19 protein-coding genes are annotated in these 16434 nt (G+C 73.7%); 6 read left to right on the top strand and 13 right to left on the bottom strand.

Annotation, left to right across the window (positions count from 1 at the left end; genetic code table 11):
- Positions 1-75: 75 nt before the first annotated feature.
- From der to C4T42_RS21615, 3 genes are all read right to left on the bottom strand, one after another.
- Positions 76-1425 carry a ribosome biogenesis GTPase Der gene (gene der, locus C4T42_RS21605; protein ID WP_020093798.1) on the bottom strand — a complete coding sequence of 450 codons (1350 nt, stop codon included), beginning with the start codon at positions 1423-1425 and terminating at the stop codon, positions 76-78.
- A gap of 31 nt (positions 1426-1456) precedes the next feature.
- Positions 1457-2167, bottom strand: a complete 711-nt coding sequence (locus tag C4T42_RS21610; RefSeq protein WP_020093797.1) for a tetratricopeptide repeat protein — start codon at positions 2165-2167, stop codon at positions 1457-1459.
- Positions 2168-2295: 128 nt separating this feature from the next.
- Positions 2296-2907, bottom strand: coding sequence for an NnrU family protein (locus C4T42_RS21615; protein WP_020093796.1), 612 nt, complete (start codon positions 2905-2907; stop codon positions 2296-2298).
- A 117-nt stretch (positions 2908-3024) separates the two neighbouring features.
- Between C4T42_RS21615 and C4T42_RS21620 the strand changes: the two genes are divergently transcribed.
- Positions 3025-4284 (top strand): hypothetical protein, encoded by a 1260-nt coding sequence (locus tag C4T42_RS21620; protein WP_244603256.1) that lies wholly within the window; start codon positions 3025-3027, stop codon positions 4282-4284.
- Positions 4285-4361: 77 nt separating this feature from the next.
- Here C4T42_RS21620 and C4T42_RS21625 read toward each other — a convergent pair whose 3' ends face one another.
- Entirely contained in the window at positions 4362-4583 is a 222-nt protein-coding gene (locus C4T42_RS21625) for a hypothetical protein (protein ID WP_020093794.1), read from the bottom strand.
- A 137-nt stretch (positions 4584-4720) separates the two neighbouring features.
- On the opposite strand from C4T42_RS21625, the gene C4T42_RS21630 reads away from it, so the two are divergent.
- The 3 genes from C4T42_RS21630 (at position 4721) to C4T42_RS21640 (ending at position 6169) form a co-directional block, all read left to right on the top strand.
- Positions 4721-5011 carry a hypothetical protein gene (locus tag C4T42_RS21630; RefSeq protein WP_020093793.1) on the top strand — a complete coding sequence of 97 codons (291 nt, stop codon included), beginning with the start codon at positions 4721-4723 and terminating at the stop codon, positions 5009-5011.
- A 48-nt stretch (positions 5012-5059) separates the two neighbouring features.
- On the top strand, positions 5060-5320 hold the full coding sequence (locus C4T42_RS21635) for a hypothetical protein (protein WP_020093792.1): 261 nt from the start codon (positions 5060-5062) through the stop codon (positions 5318-5320).
- A gap of 72 nt (positions 5321-5392) precedes the next feature.
- A complete protein-coding gene (locus tag C4T42_RS21640) occupies positions 5393-6169 on the top strand; it encodes a transglycosylase SLT domain-containing protein (protein WP_026605022.1) in 777 nt (258 codons plus the stop codon).
- 6 nt (positions 6170-6175) lie between these two features.
- On the opposite strand, the gene C4T42_RS21645 is transcribed toward C4T42_RS21640, so the two are convergent.
- From C4T42_RS21645 to C4T42_RS21685, 9 genes are all read right to left on the bottom strand, one after another.
- Positions 6176-6844, bottom strand: coding sequence for an SOS response-associated peptidase family protein (locus tag C4T42_RS21645; RefSeq protein ID WP_103985852.1), 669 nt, complete (start codon positions 6842-6844; stop codon positions 6176-6178).
- Between the two features lie 114 nt (positions 6845-6958).
- Positions 6959-8134, bottom strand: coding sequence for a zinc-dependent alcohol dehydrogenase (locus tag C4T42_RS21650; protein WP_103985853.1), 1176 nt, complete (start codon positions 8132-8134; stop codon positions 6959-6961).
- 185 nt (positions 8135-8319) lie between these two features.
- Positions 8320-9561, bottom strand: coding sequence for a cytochrome P450 (locus tag C4T42_RS21655; RefSeq protein WP_020093788.1), 1242 nt, complete (start codon positions 9559-9561; stop codon positions 8320-8322).
- Complete coding sequence (locus C4T42_RS21660) at positions 9554-10879, bottom strand: FAD-dependent oxidoreductase (RefSeq protein WP_020093787.1); 1326 nt, start codon at positions 10877-10879, stop codon at positions 9554-9556. Before C4T42_RS21660 ends, C4T42_RS21655 begins: the two co-directional genes overlap by 8 nt.
- Positions 10876-11112, bottom strand: a complete 237-nt coding sequence (locus C4T42_RS21665; RefSeq protein ID WP_020093786.1) for a ferredoxin — start codon at positions 11110-11112, stop codon at positions 10876-10878. The genes C4T42_RS21660 and C4T42_RS21665 overlap by 4 nt, the downstream gene beginning before the upstream one ends.
- Positions 11112-12428: a nucleotide disphospho-sugar-binding domain-containing protein gene (locus C4T42_RS21670; protein ID WP_020093785.1), complete on the bottom strand. Its 1317-nt coding sequence runs from the start codon at positions 12426-12428 to the stop codon at positions 11112-11114. The genes C4T42_RS21665 and C4T42_RS21670 overlap by 1 nt, the downstream gene beginning before the upstream one ends.
- A 303-nt stretch (positions 12429-12731) precedes the next feature.
- Complete coding sequence (locus C4T42_RS21675; protein WP_026605021.1) at positions 12732-13364, bottom strand: TPM domain-containing protein; 633 nt, start codon at positions 13362-13364, stop codon at positions 12732-12734.
- Positions 13354-14166 carry a TPM domain-containing protein gene (locus C4T42_RS21680; RefSeq protein WP_020093783.1) on the bottom strand — a complete coding sequence of 271 codons (813 nt, stop codon included), beginning with the start codon at positions 14164-14166 and terminating at the stop codon, positions 13354-13356. Before C4T42_RS21680 ends, C4T42_RS21675 begins: the two co-directional genes overlap by 11 nt.
- Positions 14167-14200: 34 nt before the next feature.
- Positions 14201-14836 carry a LemA family protein gene (locus C4T42_RS21685; protein WP_020093782.1) on the bottom strand — a complete coding sequence of 212 codons (636 nt, stop codon included), beginning with the start codon at positions 14834-14836 and terminating at the stop codon, positions 14201-14203.
- Positions 14837-15054: 218 nt separating this feature from the next.
- Between C4T42_RS21685 and C4T42_RS21690 the strand changes: the two genes are divergently transcribed.
- Together C4T42_RS21690 and C4T42_RS21695 are read left to right on the top strand one after the other, a co-directional pair.
- A complete protein-coding gene (locus tag C4T42_RS21690; protein ID WP_020093781.1) occupies positions 15055-15429 on the top strand; it encodes a hypothetical protein in 375 nt (124 codons plus the stop codon).
- A gap of 25 nt (positions 15430-15454) precedes the next feature.
- Positions 15455-16375: a LysR substrate-binding domain-containing protein gene (locus tag C4T42_RS21695; protein WP_020093780.1), complete on the top strand. Its 921-nt coding sequence runs from the start codon at positions 15455-15457 to the stop codon at positions 16373-16375.
- Positions 16376-16434: the final 59 nt, after the last annotated feature.

The raw sequence follows: 16434 nt of genomic DNA on the forward strand, positions 1-16434 counted from the left end.
GGTGCCGCGACCTCGACCAGCGCGGCGCGACACTGGGTTGCTTCGCTCCGCTCGCAAGGACGACAGGAGCTCGGATCAGCCCTTGTCGAACGGGTTCTGCGAGGTGCGCAGGGACAGGCGGATCGGCGTGCCCGGCAGGTCGAACGCCTCGCGCAGGCCGTTCACGAGGTAGCGCGTGTAGGATTTCGGCAGGGCGTTGAGCTGGTTGCCGAACAGCGCGAAGTGCGGTGGCCGGCTCTTCACCTGGGTAGCGTAGCGGATCTTGATCCGCCGGCCCGACACCGCCGGCGGCGGGTTGCGGGAGGTGGCCTCGTTCAGCCAGTCATTGATGCGCGAGGTCGAGACGCGCCGGTCCCAGACCTCGGCGGCCTGCACCACCGCCTGCATCAGCTTGTCGACGCCGTCGCCGGCGAGACCCGAGAGCGGCACGACACCGACGCCGCGCACCTGCGGCAGCAGCCGGGTGCAATCCTCGCGGAGCTGCTTGAGCAGGCCCGGCTGGTCGGCGACCAGATCCCACTTGTTGAGGCCGATCACCAGGGCGCGGCCCTCGCTCTCGACGAGGTCGACGATGGTGAGGTCCTGCTTCTCGAACGGGATCGTCGCGTCGAGGAGCACCACCACCACCTCGGCGAAGCGCACCGCGCGCAGGCCGTCCGAGACCGCGAGCTTCTCCAGCTTGTCGTCGATCCGGGCGCGGCGGCGCATCCCGGCGGTGTCGTGCAGCTTGATCCGCCGCCCGCGCCACTCCCAGTCCAGGGAGATCGAGTCGCGGGTGATGCCGGCCTCGGGGCCGACGAGCAGCCGGTCCTCACCGAGCATGTTGTTGATCAGGGTCGACTTGCCGGCATTCGGGCGGCCCACGATCGCGACCTTCAGGGCGCGGCCGCCGGGGGCGTCGTCGTCGGCCTCCTCGTCCTCGTCGCGCTGGGGCAGGGCGCCCTTGAGCGCCTCGTGCAGCTCGCCCAGGCCCTCGCCGTGCTCGGCGGAGAACGGGATCGGGTCGCCGAGCCCGAGGGTGAAGGCCTCGTAGGCGCCGGCGAGGCCGGCGCCGCCCTCGGCCTTGTTGGCGATCAGGATCACCGGGCAGCCGGCGCGGCGCACCAGCTCGGCGAAGGGCTGGTCGGCCGGAAGCACGCCGGCGCGGGCGTCGATCACGAACAGGACCACGTCGGCGGCGAGGATCGCCGCCTCGGTCTGCATCCGCATCCGGCCCGTGAGGGTCTTCTCGTCGGCCTCTTCCAGGCCGGCGGTGTCGATCACCCGGAACTGGAGGCCGCCGAACGCGACGTCGCCCTCGCGCCGGTCGCGGGTCACGCCCGGGCGGTCGTCGACCAGCGCGAGCTTCTTGCCCACGAGGCGGTTGAACAGGGTCGACTTGCCGACGTTCGGCCTCCCGACGATCGCGACGGTCGGCATATCCATGGTGGTTCTCGAGACAGTCCGGACGATGAAATCAGCGCGTGATCGGCGGCGGCGGCGCGGCGGGCTCGGGCTTGGCCGCGGTCACCGTCACGGGGCCGCCCGCGACGATCGCCGCGTAGACCTCGATCCGCTCGCGCAGGTTCCGCGGCGTGTCGGGATCGGCCACGATCTGGTCGAACCAGCGGCTGGCGTCCTCGTAATCGCCCTTCTTCAGGGCGGCGAGGCCCAGCATCTCGCGGGCCGTGTGGCGGAACGGCGTCCCGGCGGCGAGGCCCTGGAGGTTGGCGAGCGCCGGATCCGGGTTCGCTCCGTCGAGGCGCAGCAGCGCGGCGCGCAGGCGCGCGAGGTCGCGCAGGCCGTCGCCGAGGCCGGTATCGTCGGCGAGCTTGTCGAACTCCGCGGCCCCGGCCGCCGGGTCGCGCTTGCCGGTCTCGGCCGCCGCCCGGAACCGGGCGAGCAGGCGGTAGCCCGCCGGGCCCTGCGCCTCGAGGGCGTCGAAGGCCTTGTCGGCCTCCGCGACCTTGCCGTCCTTGGCGAGGCGGTTGGCGTCGTCGAACTGCACCGAGGCCACCTCGGCCGCCGCGCGCTGCTGGGCCTGCCAGTAGCGCCAGCCCGCGACGCCCGCCACCAGCAGCACGGCGAGCGCGATGATCACGCCGCTGTAGCGCTTCCAGATCTGGAGGATCCGGTCGCGGCGGTAATCCTCGTCGACTTCGCGGAGGAACTCGTTGTTCTCGGCCATTCTATCCCGGCCCGCATGATCTCAGCGGGCCACCTCGTCGCGTTCGGGCCCCGCGCCTAACACACGGGCGCCGGGTTGGCGACAGGCCATGTCTCGGGGCCGCCTCGGGTGTCGTCTCGGGGGCCGGCTCAGGCCGGGGTACCCGGCCAGACCGGCACGCCGATCACCGGGTAGTGCAGGTAGCGGGCGAAGACGAACCATGCGGCCGTGCCGATCACCAGGGCCAGGACGTCGTTGCGCCAGCCCAGCGGGGCCGCCGCCGGACCGCCGTGCTGGGCCGCGACCGCCCCCGGGGCGAGGCCCCGGCGCTTGGCGCTGATCCGGGCGGTCACCGCCCAGGCAAGGAAGCCGCCGAACAGCAGCATCGAGCCGAGATCGCCGTTGGCGAGGAGGTGCGCCGTCGCCCAGATCTTCACGGCGAGCAGCATCGGGTGCTTGGCCTTGGCGCGGATATGGCCCGGCAGGTAGGCGGCCGCGAGGCACACGAAGGCGGCCCAGACCAGCGTCAGGGCGAGGTGGCGCGTCCAGACGGGCGGGTCCCAGACCGGGATATAGCCGGCGAGCCGGTAATCGTGGAAGCCGATCCCGATCAGCACGAGCCCGAGCAGCGACAGGGCGGTGTAGCCGAGCTTGTAGCGGCCCTCGCCGATCCGGCCGACGATCGCGGCGCGGCGGGTGCGGGCCATCGAGAAGGCGTGCGTGCCGAGGAACAGCACCAGCCCGAGGATCAGGAGAACCATGGATGACTTTCGGTCGGGCCGCGCGCGTCCGGTCGGCGGCAAGCACTCTGTAATGGTTCTCAAGCGAATCTCCGCCTGTTTGTCCAGGCGCGGCCGGGACGCAGCCGGGTGGCGATCATGGGTTGGGCGAACGGGATCGCCGGACGGACGCGCGCCGCGCGCCCAACCGGCTCCGGGACGGCGGCGCGCCGGATCCTGCCGACGCTTTCCCTGGCGCTCCCCCTGGCGCTATCCCTGGCGCTCCTCCCGCGCGTTGCCGCGGCCGCGCCCGAGCCGCCGCTCTCGGCGCTGACGCTGGTCGGGCCGCCCGCGCTCGTCTTCAAGGCGGGGCGCGACGCCTGCGACGGCGCCGACGTGCCCGACGCGCCGGCGCGCGCCTTCCGGGACGTGTCGGGCGCGGTGGCGCTCTACGGGATGCATTACCGCAACCGGGCGCTGCGCGGTCCCGACCTCGAGCATCTCAAGATCGACTGCGCGGTGGTGCTCGATTCGGGCGAGAAGCCCGATCCGGCCACCTACGACGACCGCTCCTGGATCACCGCCACCTGGACCGAGGACGGGAGCCGCGTGGCCGCGCTCCTCCACCACGAGTACCAGGCCAACGAGCATCCCGGCCGCTGCCCGGCGGCCAGCTACATGGCCTGCTGGTACAACACGATCACGGCCGCAGCCTCGACGGATGGCGGCCGCAGCTTCAAGCGCCAGAGCCCGCCTGTCGTGGTCGCCGGGGCGCCGTTCCGGCAGGAGGTCGACCAGGGCCGCCACCGCGGCTTCTTCAACCCGTCGAACATCGTCGCGGACGGGACGTGGCGGTACTTCCTCGCCTCGACCACCGGCTGGACCCGGCCCGGCAGCGATCAGGAGGCCGGGGTCTGCCTGTTCCGCAGCGACGACCCGGCCGACCCGGCCCGCTGGCGGGCCTGGACCGGCACCGGCTTCACCGCCGCCTTCCCGGACCCCTACCGCGCCGCCCGCCCGAACACGGCGACCTGCCGGCCGGTCGGGCCGTTCCCGGGCCCGGTCGGCGCCGTCGTCCGGCACCGCGGCACGGGCGCCTGGATCGCCGTGTTCATGGCCAAGGCGGGGGAGGGCTTTCCCCGGTCGGGCTTCTACTGGACCACCTCCCGCGACCTGATCGCCTGGGACAGCCCGCGCCTGCTGCTCGAGGGCGCGACCCTCTACGACGACCCGTGCGCGGCGACGGCGCCGCTCCTCGCCTACCCTTCGCTGCTCGACCCGGACGCGCGCGGCCGCAACTTCGACGACGTCGGCGACCGGGCGCTGCTGACCTACGCGAGCCTGCGCACGGAGGGCTGCACGATCACCTCCGACCGCGACCTGCTGCGCCGCCCGGTGGCGATCCGCGTCTGGCCCTGATCCCGCTCGACCGGCGCGGCCCCACCGCGCGACACCGTCCCGAGCCTCGGGCGCATCCCGTCATACCGGACGCGGCTCTACGGAGCGGGCCGGCCGAGCGCCACCGTGTAGGACGGGCCGGCCGCGACGGAGCGCCCCGGAAGGCCGATCCGCTGGCAGAGCACGGTGCCGAGGGTGACGCTCAGCATCAGCACGGTCGCGGAGAGCAGGAGCGTGGTCGCCCGGGCATAGGCGCGACCGGCATGGATCAGCAGGCAGCCGAACGCGAAGATCGCGACGGCCTGGAACAGGTGCTGCACGGGCGACGTCCTCTCTGGCGGCGGACGCGCGGTCCGGGCCGGCCGGGATCGAGTGCCATCGTCTCCGAGCGGCGTGAAAACGCGGTTAACGTCGGGTATAGCTGGCTCCGCAGTCGCCCGCTCGGAGAGGAATCCGCATGTCGCGTTCGAGGGTTCCGGAGGCGCAGAGCCGCCCCGACGGGACGGGGGTGATCCCGTCCCACGACACGGCGATCCTGGGATCGGGCGCCGTCGGCGCGGGGGCGATCGGGGCGTCGGCCCTGGGCGCGCTGGCCCTCGGGGCCGCGGCCCTCGGCGTCGTGGCGGTCGGCGCCTTCGCGATCGGCCGCCTCTCGGTGGGCCGCGCCCGGATCGGCACCCTGGAGGTCGGTTCGCTGGAGATCGACACGCTCACGGTGCGGTCGGTGCGGATGCCGGACCGCGACTGAGCCGCGGCGCCGGGGACCGGCGCCGGGAGGAATGCGAGGAGAGGAGCGATGACCGATCGGAAACCGCCCTTCCGGCCCGCGGACGCGGTCGACGCCCTCGGCGAGGTCGAGGGCGATTTCGTGCTGCCACTCTGCCTGCCCGGATCCAACCTGCTGATCGGCGAGGACCTCGCCATGCTGGTCCTCGACACGATCCACGGGCAGCGGGTCGGGCTGCCGCTGAGCCAGCAGGGCGCGGCCGACCTCCACGCGGTCCTGGGCGAGGCCCTGCGGCTGCTGCAGGCGCGGGACCGCGGCCCTATCCAGTAGGGCGCGCGCCGGCGAAAGGCTTCGTTGAGGCGGCCGGGATAGACAGGTCCCGGTTCCTCTCCGTGGCGGCCGATGCGCGCTCCGTTGCTTCTCCTGCTGCTGACCTGCGCCGCCCCCGCGCAGGCCCGGCCCGCCACCTTCCTGGCGGTGCACGCCGTCGGCATGGCAGCCCTGCCGCCGGTCCCGCCCGCGCCTGCGGCCGTGCCCGCACCCGCGCCCGCACCGGTCGCCGCCGACGCCCGCGCCCGCTACCTGCCGCTCATCGCCCGCGAGGCCGCCGGCACCGGCCTGCCCCTCGCGGTGGCCGACGCCGTCGCGCGGATCGAGAGCGGCTACGATCCCACCGTCGTCGGCAGCGTGGGCGAGGTCGGTCTGATGCAGGTCCGCCCGACCACCGCGGCGATGCTCGGCTTCCGCGGCACCGTCGCCGAACTGGCGTCGCCGGAGATCAACGTCCGCTACGGCGTCCGCTACCTCGCCGAGGCGTGGCGCCGGGCCGACGGCGACCTCTGCCGCGCCCTGATGAAGTACCGGGCCGGCCACGGTTCGGAGGCGATGTCGCCGCTGTCGCAGCTCTACTGCGCCCGCGCCCAGGCGATCCTCGGCAACCCGGAGGCGCGCGTCGTCCGGGCGAGCGCCCGCGCGGCCGCGCCGGACCGTCTCGCCGCGCGGCCGGCGGGCCCCGTCCACCGGACCCGCGTCGCCGCCGTCCCGGCGAAGCCGATGTCGTTCTGGGAGGCGCACCGGGCGCGCATCGCCCGGCTCAACGCCGCCGTGGTGTCGCGCTGGCGGGCCCGCGGCTGGTCGGCCGCGCCCGACGGGCCCTCCGGCGAGCCGGCCGGCGGCTAGCGCCCCTCACGCCTCGGCTTCGGCCTCCGGCCCGTCCGAGCGCGCGCCGCGGGCGACCTCGCGCATCGCCGCGTCGGGAAGCGGCCGCTGGAGCCGGAGCGCCTCCGCGGTCGGCGCCTCCAGCCACGTCGCCCATTCCTCCGGCTTCGTGAGCAGGACCGGCCTGGCCTTGGGATGGACCGGCCCGACGACGCCGTTCGCCTCGGTGGTCAGGAAGGCGAAGAGCCGGTGCTCCGCGGCGACCCGGTCGGGGTTCTCGCGCTTCGTGCCGCGCACGCCGGTCCAGGGCCGCCAGATCCCCGCGAAGGCGAAGAGCGGCCGGTCCTCGTCCAGGGCGAACCAGACCGGCGTCTTGCGCGGCTTGGTGTCGGCGTACTCGCTGAAGGCGGTGACCGGCACGAGGCAGCGGTGGGCGACGCCGAGCCAGGGCCGCCAGTGCGGGCTCGCGGCGTTGCGCACGTTGGTGATCGGGTGCTCGCCGAACGCCTTCGGGCCGGGCATGCCCCAGCGCATCATCGCGAGGTCGCGGCCGGTCGCGCCGTTCAGGACCACAGGCGCCAGCTGGTCGGGAAAGATAGCCGGCAACAGCGGGAGGTTTCCGGTGCGATCCTCCGCGATCTCGAAGGCCCGGCGCAAGTCCGCCGGGCCGGTTCGCAGGCTGTAGAGATTGCACATGGACACCCCGCGTGGTCGGTGAGCGCGTTGCCGGCTCTACACGCTTTCGGGACGCCGCGCCCAGCCCGGCGGAGAGGGGCGTCCCGGCCGATCGCCGACCGGGACGCCGCCGCCTCAGTTCAGGTGGAACACCACCTTCACGCAGCCGTCCTTCTTGTCGCGGAAGGTCTTGTAGAGGTCCGGGCCCTCCCCGAGATCCTGCGAGCGGTGGGTGATCAAGGAGGTCATGTCGATCTTGCCCTCTTGGATCAGCTTGGTCAGCGGCTCGAGGTAGCGCTTCACGTGCGTCTGGCCGCTCTTGAGGGTCAGGCCCTTCTGGACGATCGCCCCCATGTTGACCGGAATCGGGCCGCCGTAGACGCCCGGCACCGAGACGATCCCGCAGGGGCGGACCGCGTTGATGGCCTCGGCCAGCGCGTAGGGGCGCTCGGTGGCGGTGAGCTTCTCCTGCACCGTCGACAGCATGCCGGTGAGGCCGCCGTGGCCGGCGCTCGCCTCCATGCCGACGCAGTCGATCACGCCGTCGGCGCCCTGGCCCTTGGTGATCTCCTTGATCCGCTCGAACACGTCCTCGTTCATGAAGTCGATGACGTCGGTGGCACCGGCCTTCTTGGCCAGGGCGATCCGCTCGGGCACGGTCTCGATGGCGATGATCCGCTCGGCCCCCATGATCTTCGCGGACTGGATCGCGAAGATGCCGACCGGGCCGGTGCCCCAGACCGCGATCGTCTCGCCGCCCCGGATCTCGCAGTGCTCGGCGCCCTGCCAGCCGGTGGGCAGGATGTCGGTGAGGAACAGGACGGATTCGTCGTCCATGCCGTCCGGCACCTTCATGGGGGCGACGTCCGCCATGGGCACGCGCACGTACTCGGCCTGGCCACCCGCGTAGCCGCCGGTGAGGTGCGAGTAGCCGAACAGGCCGGCCGTCGTGTAGCCGAACTGCGCGGCCGCCATCTCGGCGTTGCGGTTCGACCGCTCGCAGACCGAGAAGTTGCCGAGCTTACACTGCCGGCATGCACCGCAATTGATGTTGAAGGGCACCACGATCCGGTCGCCCTTCTTGAACTTGGTGAAGCCCTGTCCGACCTCGACGACTTCGCCCATGAATTCGTGGCCGAGGACGTCGCCGCTCTTCATGGTCGGCATCAGGCCGTCCATCAGGTGCAGGTCCGAGCCGCAGATCGCGCAGCTCGTCACCTTGATGATGACGTCGCGGGAATCCTCGATGACCGGATCCGGGACCGTGTCGCAGCGGATGTCGTTGCGGCCGTGCCAGCACAATGCCTTCATGGCGTCGTCTCTCCGGAAGCTCTCGGGATTGCGGCCGTCTCGGCCGCTCTCCCGTAAAGCCCGCCTCGGCACGGCCAAGTTCCGGCGTCGCCGTCCGGGCGACCGCGGCGAAGGGGTTTACGAATGTTTCACGTGAAACAGCCCCGTTCACCGTCGCTTTACGACTCGCGCCGGCCCGGTCCGGATCAGGCGATCCCGTCGATGCCGATGCCGAGCTGCTCGGGCCCCCGGAGCGACGCGCCCGGCCGGTAGGGCGGCGGATCGACCGCGAGCCGCGGGGCGACGAGGCGGCGGCTCAGCGCCACCAGGGCGATCTCGGCCTCGAGCCGCGCCAGGGGCGCGCCGACGCAGTAGTGCAGGCCCCCGCCGAAGCCGAAATGCTCGATGTCGCCCCGGTCGGGATCGAAGCGGTCTGGCTCCGCGAACCGGTCGGGATCCCGGTTCGCGGCGGCGAACATCAGGATGACGGGTGCCCCCTTGGGGATCATCTCGCCGGCCACCGCGATCGCGCCGAGGGCCTTGCGGGTCCGGAAGTGCACCGGCGGCTCGTAGCGCAGGACCTCCTCGATCAGCCGCGGCGCGCGCTCCGGATCGGCCCGGAGCCGCTCCAGCTCCTCGGGGTGCCGGAGCAGGGTCAGCATGGCGTTGGTGATGAGGTTCACGGTGGTCTCGTGACCGGCGACCAGCAGCAGGACCGCCGTCGACAGGAGGTCGAAGTCGCTCATCTGCTTCCGGCCGTCCGGACCGGGGGCGGCGAGGCCGCTCAGCATGTCGTCGGCCGGGCGCCGCCGTTTCTCGCGGATGAGGTCGCGCATGTAGGCGGCGATCTCGTCGAAGGCGCCGACGATCTGGCGCCGGGTCGCGTCGTCGTGGCGCGCGTCCGGCTCGACGGCCGTGGCGAGCTGCGTCGCCCAGGCCTGGAACCGCGGCTCGTCCTCGCGTGGCACGCCGAGCAGCTCGCAGATCACCGTCACCGGCAGCGGGTAGGAGAGGTCGCTCACGAGACAGACCTCCCGCCGGTCCCGGCAGGCGTCGATCAGGCCGTCCACCTCCCGGGCGATCCGCGGCCGCAGCGCCTGAACCCGCGCGATCGAGAATTCCCGCATCACCAGGCTGCGCAGCCGGTCGTGGTCCGGGGGATCGCGGAAGATGAACGGGCGGTGCGTGGCGCTGATGCGGTTCTTGATCGGGTTGAGGATCAGGTCCTTGAGCGGATTGCCAGTGCGGGGCCGCCGAGGCGGTGGCAGATCCTCGGAGCTGAGCCGCGGGTCGAACAGCAGGCTGCGGATCGCCGCGTGCGTGGAGACGACGTAGCTGCCGTCGCGCTGGCGGGAGACCGGCTGCTGCCGCAACCGTCGATAGAGCGGGTACGGGTCGGCCCGGTTGGCCGGATCCATCACGGCGGCGAACAGCGCGTCGTCAGACATGGACGGCCTCGGTGGAAGGCGGCGCCGGGGCGGCGCGGCGCGGCGTCGGGAAGCCCGGGGCCGCCATCTCGACGCGCGGCCGGTCGGTGGCGTCGGTGATCGGCGGGAACGGGTCGCCGGCCGTGATCGCCTCCGCGTAGGCCGGCAGCCAGCGCGCCTGATCGAACGAGACGGCCGCGATGCTGCGCCCGGCGCGTCCGTAGACGGCGAGGAAGCGGCGGGACGCCCGCGACCCCTGCACCACCGCGACGGAATCGGCGCCGTCGGGGAGGCCGACCAGCTTTATGTTGATCCCGAACTGGCTCGACCAGAAGGCCGGCAGGTGGCCGTAGGGGCGCTGCTCGCCGGGGCCGGCCAGCATGTTGCGCGCGGCGTGGGCGGCCTGCTCGACGGCGTTGCCCCAGTGCTCCACGGCGATCAGCCGATTGCCGTAGAGCGGGATCGGCCACCGAGCGACGTCGCCCGCGGCGTAGATGTCCGGGCAGGGCACCCCGTCGGCGTCGAGGACCCGGCAGGCGGCGTCGCAGGTCACGCCGCCGGCATCGGCGCGCAGGCCCGCGCCCCGCAGCCAGCCCGTCGCCCGGGTCGCCCCAAGGGCGGCGATGACGAGGTTGGTCTCGACGGTGCTGCCGTCCGCCAGCCGGGCCCGGGCGACGTGCCCCGCCGCGTCGCCCTCGAACGCCCGCACCATCGTGCCGGGGTGGAACGTGGCGCCGGATTCGCGCAAACGCTCGGCGATCACGCCGCCGACGAAGGTCCCGAGACCCCGGGCCAGGGGCGCGGCGTTCGGGTCGATCAGGGTCACGGGCAGGCCGAGGTCGCGCAGGCAGGAGGCCGCCTCGCAACCGATCAGGCCGCCGCCGACGATGAGCACCTGCCGCGGGCGCGCCAGCAGGGCGTCCCGCAGGGCGGCCGCGTCGTCGCGCCCGCGCAGGGTGAAGATGCCGGCGAGCCCGCCGCCGGTCTCGGCCGGCCAGGGCCGGGCCTCGGCGCCGGTGGCGATGAGCAGGGCCTCGTAGGCCAGCGCCGACCCGTCGGCGAGCCGGAGCGTGCGGGCTGCCCGGTCGAGGGCGACGGCCGGGCTCCCGAGACGCCAGCGGGCGCGCAGATCCGCCAGTTCCGGCAGCCGGGTCGCGTCGGCGGCGAGTTCCCCGGCGAGCACGTGCTTCGACAGGGGCGGCCGGTCGTAGGGCCGGTACGGCTCGGCGCCGACCAGCGTGAGCGGGCCGTCGTACCCGCCCCGCCGCAGCGTCTCGGCGCCGCGCAGGCCGGCGAGGGAGGCGCCGACCACGACGATGCCGGCGGGTTCGGGGGTCACGGCGCGTCTCCGTCGTCCGGGCCGGCCTGGAGGCTGATGGCGCGGACCGGGCAGGCCTGCACGGCCCGCTCGATGGCGCCGCGGCGATCGGCCGGCGGCGCGGGATCGTAGAACAGGATCTCGTGGCCGCGGATCGCGAAGGCGTCCGGCGCGGCGTAGCAGCACTGGGCGTAGCCCTGGCAGCGGTTGAGATCCACGACGACCCGGAGCGCCGCGGTGTCGGAGGCCGGCATCACGCCGACCTCGCCAGCCGGCGCGCGGTCCCGGCATCGGTCCCGGCGCGCGCGAGATCGTCCAGAGCCGTCAGGATCGACGCCATGGCGTCCCGGGCCGCGAAGGCGTCCCGCAGCGCCCCGGCGCGCGCCCGGAAGTCGGGCTCGCCGAGCACCCGCGCCACCGCGGCGCCGACCGCCTCCGGGGCCGGCGCGTTGGTCCCGAGGTTGATCCCGACGCCGGACCAGCCGATGCGCGCGTTCACCTCCGCCTTGTCCTCGGTCAGGCCGGCCGACACGATCGGCACGCCGGCGGCGAGCGCCTGCGAGACGCTGCCGTAGCCGCCGTTGGTCACCAGCACGCTCACCCGCGGCAGCAATTCGCGGAACGGCAGGAAGCACGACACCCGGGCGTTGGCCGGGACCGGAACCTTCAGCGCGTCCACCGGGCGGCCGCCGGTGGTGGCCAGGACCAGCAGATCGTCCCGGTCGGCCAGGGCGGTCAGTGTCGGCTCGACCAGCTCGCCGAAATCCGCGTTGGCCAGTGTGCCCTGGGTGACCAGCACGACGGGCCGGCCCGCCGCGTTCGCCGCCTCCAGATCGGGCCACCAGTCCGGGAGCGGCGCGGGCGGCGTCGGCGGATCGAGCAGGCCGATGAAGCGCAGGCCGGGCGGCAGGGTGCCGTACTCGTACTCGAAGCCCGGCACGGTCGGCTGCAGGAACAGGTCCGGCAGGACCACGATCGAGTGGGGCAGGGACGCCGGCAGGGGCGGCAGGCCGAGCGCGGCGAGCTTCGCGTCCGTGTAGGCCCGCACCGGGTTGACGAAGGCCGCGTCCATGCCGGCCTTCAGGGTCGCGTAGCGGACGAGATCGTCCCGGTCGCGGGCCGGCGGCAGGCCGAGGCCCACGGGCGCGTGGTCGGGCCGGTCGAGGAACAGGATGCTGACGTTGACGGTCACGATCGGCGGCCGCGGCGCGCTGTCGAGCAGCAGCGGCAGCGCGCCCAGGAACATGCTGCCGGCCAGGATCACGTCGGGCGCCTCGGCCGCGATCAGCGCCCGCAGGGCGGCGGCCTGGACCGGCATCGGATCCACGAACCGCCGCTCGAACTCGCGGCGGTAGCGCTCCGGGCCGGCCGGCAGCTCGGTCTCGCGGTACTCGGCCGCGTGGTTGTCCGCGTAGGGCGTGAAGCGCAGGCCCGCCGCCTCGACCTTCGGCCGGAAGGCCGGGTCGGTGAGCACGAGGACGTCGTCCCCCCGGGCCGCCACCGTCCGACCGATGGCGAGGAGCGGGTTCACGTGGCCGGTGAGCGGCGTCGCGGCGATCAGGATCTTCATCACGGCCTCCTCGAGCGCCCCCGGTCGGGCCGGCGTCGCTCCTGCTCGGGTGCCGGCGCCTTCACGCGCGGGTGCCCCGTGGCCCCCGGCGCGCCGGACTCACAGGGGAAATCGCGGCCGGTCCAGCGCAGTTACACAACCCCAAGGTGCTTGGTGCGGCGCCGCACCATGGCATCCGGTTGAAGTCCGACGCAATATCGGAGTGTCACAGGCCACAGCGATCGTGCGGCCTGCCGGATTTCGGCGCCTCCACCGTTCGGATGACGCGTCACGGACGCCCGACCGCGACGGCCGGCGGCGCCGTCAGTCGACCACGACGACCCGGTTCGGCAGCTCGTCGGGATCGCCCGGGCCCGCGGGGAGATGCTCCGCCAGGCAGGCCCCGACGCGCGCGACCGCCGCCGTCAGGCCGTCCTCGATCGCGCCGCGCCCGAGCGCCGGTATGAGCTCGGCGAGGATCCCGTCCCAGGCGGAGGGCGGGATCTCCCGCAGGACGCCGAGATCGGTGACGATCTCGGCGTGCCGCTCGGCGAGCGACAGGTAGAGCAGGATGCCGGTGCGCCGGCGCGTCAGGCTCAGGCCGCGCGACCAGAAGGCCCGCCGGGCCGCCTCCCGGGCGCGGGCGCGGCGCAGACGGCGCGGCACCAGGGCCATGCGCAGCCGCTCGTTCTGGCTCGCCGCGAGGATCGCCGTCACGAGGGCTGCCTGCGCCAGCAGGATCGACGCGGCGCTCCAGGCCGTCAGGGCGATCAGCGGCCAGGGCAGGACCAGCGCCGCGACGAGGGCGGTGAGCAGCACGATCGAGCGGTAGGCGCCGGCGCGTCGGCTCACCATCACGACGATCTCGCCGGAGGTCCCGGCCTCCGCGCGCCCGACCGCCTGGGCGAGCCGCTCCCGCGCTTCCGGAGTCAGGACAGCCGCGCGTCTACCAGTCACCGGAGGCCCCTCCGCCGCCCGACGAGCCGCCGCCGCCGGAAAATCCACCGTCGAAACCGCCCGAGGAGCCGCCCGACCCGCCGTCCGAGAAGCCGCCGCCCCACCCGCCCGAGCCGGGGCCCGGCAGGATGACGAGGCCGCCGGGTCCCGACCGGCCGCCCCGGCTCATGCGCCACGCGACGAACACCACGATCAGGAGCAGGACGACGAAGACCGCCACCTGGGCGGGATCGACCTCGTCGGACCGCACCTGCGGCTTGCGCTGCCAGTCCTGCGCGTCGCCGGCCAGGATCGACAGGATGCCGTCGACGCCGGCGTCGAGGCCGCCGAAATAGTCGCCGGTCTTGAAGCGCGGCGTGATGGCGCCGGCGATGATCACCTTGGACAGGGCGTCGGTCAGCGCCCCCTCCAGGCCGTAGCCGACCTCGATCCGGACCTTCCGCTCGCTCGGGGCCACCAGCAGCAGGACGCCGTTGTTGGTCTTGGCCTGCCCGAGTTTCCAGTCCCGGAACAGGCGGTTGGCGTAGTCCTCGACGGTCGTGCCCTGCAGGTTCGGCACCGTGGCGACGACCACTTGGTCCGAGGTCTTGTCCTCGTGCGCCTTCAGCTTGGCCTCGAGGGTGCCGCGCTGCTCCGGCGTCAGGATGCCGGCCGCGTCGACGACGCGGCCGGTCAGCGCCGGGAAGGTCAGCTCGGCCGCCAGCGCCCCGAGCGCGAAGACCGTCAGGCAGGCCGCCAGGACGGCGAGCGACAGGGCGAGCCGCACCCGGTCGGGCAGGATCCCGCCCCGGGTCCGGGTCATGGTCGGTCCTACGCGCCGCCCCACGCGCCGCATCCTAGAACTTCACGTTCGGCGGCCGGTCGGCGTTCGGCGTCGCCGTGAAGGTCTCCATCGGCTTGGCGTCGGGGTACAGCACGGCCGCGATCCAGCGGCCCGGGATCGTGCGCACCTCGGTGTTGTAGGCCTGCACGGCCGTGATGTAGTCGCGCCGCGCCACCGCGATGCGGTTCTCGGTGCCCTCCAGCTGGGATTGCAGGGCGAGGAAGTTCTGGTTCGACTTGAGGTCGGGATACCGCTCCACCGTCACCAGCAGGCGTCCGAGCGCGCCCGAGAGCTGGTTCTGGGCGTCCTGGTACTCCTTGAACTTCTGCGGATCGCTGACCGTGGAGGCGTCGACCTTTACGCTGGACGCCTTGGCGCGCGCCTCGGTGACGCCGATCAGCACGTCCTTCTCCTGCTGCGCGTAGCCCTTCACGGTCTCGACGAGGTTGGGGATCAGGTCGGCCCGCCGCTGGTACTGGTTCTGCACCTCGCTCCACGCGGATTTGGCCTGCTCCTGCAGCGTCGGCACCCGGTTGACCGCCCCGCAGCCGGAGAGACCCGCGGCCACCAGGATCACCGAGAGCACGCCGAGGAGGCGCGCCGCGGGCGATGTCCGGCGCACCGCGCCGGCCGTCAGCGTCGTTCCCATATCGTCCCCCATCTGCCGGCCGAGACTCGGCCGCTTGATCACGAGCCCGAGAGATAAGGGCCGGAACCGCCAAGGTAAGGCCCTCGCCCGACGGGTCTTGAAGGTTTGTGGCGCGGCCCGCTAAGGGCGTCGGCAACGGACCGGGCCGGCGCACGTTCGGACCCTCGAGCCGATGGTCCGGCCGAGGACCGATCGGCGCGGCGCCGCGGAGGCCGGGAATGGATGCAGCACTCGCCGACGATGTCAGGGCCGCCAGCGCCGACGCGCGGCGCCACGCCCGGGCGTACCGGGCGCCGTCCGGCAAGGACGCGCTGCCCTGGTCGGTCATCGCGACGTTCGACGCCCGGGTCCGGGGCCACCTCGCCCGCGATCCGCGGATCGAGGACGAGCGCGACCGCGTCCTGATCGCCGCCGTGAAGCTCGCAGAGACGCCGGTCGAGGAGGGGGACGAGAGCGTCGCCGCGGCGCGCGCCCACCTCGTCGACGCGATCGACTACCTGGAGCAGGCTGTGCTGCGCTTCGGCCTCGTCAACCGGGAGGGGGCCAAGGCCGGTCTCGGCACCTACGGCCAGCCGGTCGGATCCCGCGACTGACGGCGCGCCCGGACCGAGCCGCCGGATGTCCGCCGACCTGCCCGCGGCCGCGACCCTGAGCCGCCTCGACCTGAAGACGCTCCGGCTGTTCGCGGCCATCTGCGCGGAGGGGACCCTGAACGGCGCGGCCCGCCGGGCGGCGATCGCGCCCTCGGCGGTGAGCAAGCGCCTCGCCGAGCTGGAGCACGCGCTGGGCTGCACGCTGCTCACCCGCGAGCCGCGCGGCATGCGGCTCACCCCGGCGGGCGAGACCCTGCTGCACCACACCCGGCGGATGCTGGCGAGCGCCGAGCAGATCGCCCTGGAACTCGCCGAGCACGCCCGGGGCGTGCGCGGCTTCGTGCGGGTGCTCGCCAACCTCTCGGCCATCGTGGAGTTCCTGCCCGAGGACCTGCAGGCGTTCCTGGCGGCGCAGGACGGGATCCGGGTCGACCTGGAGGAGCGGCCGAGCGGAGGCGTCGTCGCCGGCGTCGAGGAGGGCTTCGCCGATCTCGGCCTCTGCGCGGGCAACACCGACACCCGCAGCCTCACCGCCTACCCGTACCGGAGCGACCGCCTCGTCCTGGTGATGCCGGCCGGACATCCCCTGAGCGGCCGCGGCGCCGTCGCGCTGGCCGACACCCTCGACTACGACCATGTCGGGCTGCACGCGGAGAGCTCGATCTACGCCGCCCTGCGCGACGAGGCCCGGCGCCTCGGCCGGCCCCTGCGGTTGCGCATGCACGTCCCGAGCTTCGACGCGATCTGCCGCATGGCGCAGGTCGGGCTCGGCCTCGGGACCGTGCCGGAGCGCGTCTACGCCCTGCTCGGCCCCCCGATGCGGCTCGGCGCGGTGCCGCTCACCGATCCCTGGGCCGTGCGCACGCTGCGCCTCGTCGTCCGCCCGGGCGCCCTGTCGCCCGCGGCCGCCCTCCTGCTGGAGCATCTCCGGGAGGCCGGGCGCTGAGCCCGCGTTCTCCGTCGGCGAACGCAGGGTGGTGCATGGCGTTTGGACTTGGCTACCGG

This window comes from Methylobacterium sp. 190mf (assembly GCF_900107945.1).
In the GTDB taxonomy this organism is placed as follows: Bacteria; Pseudomonadota; Alphaproteobacteria; order Rhizobiales; family Beijerinckiaceae; genus Methylobacterium.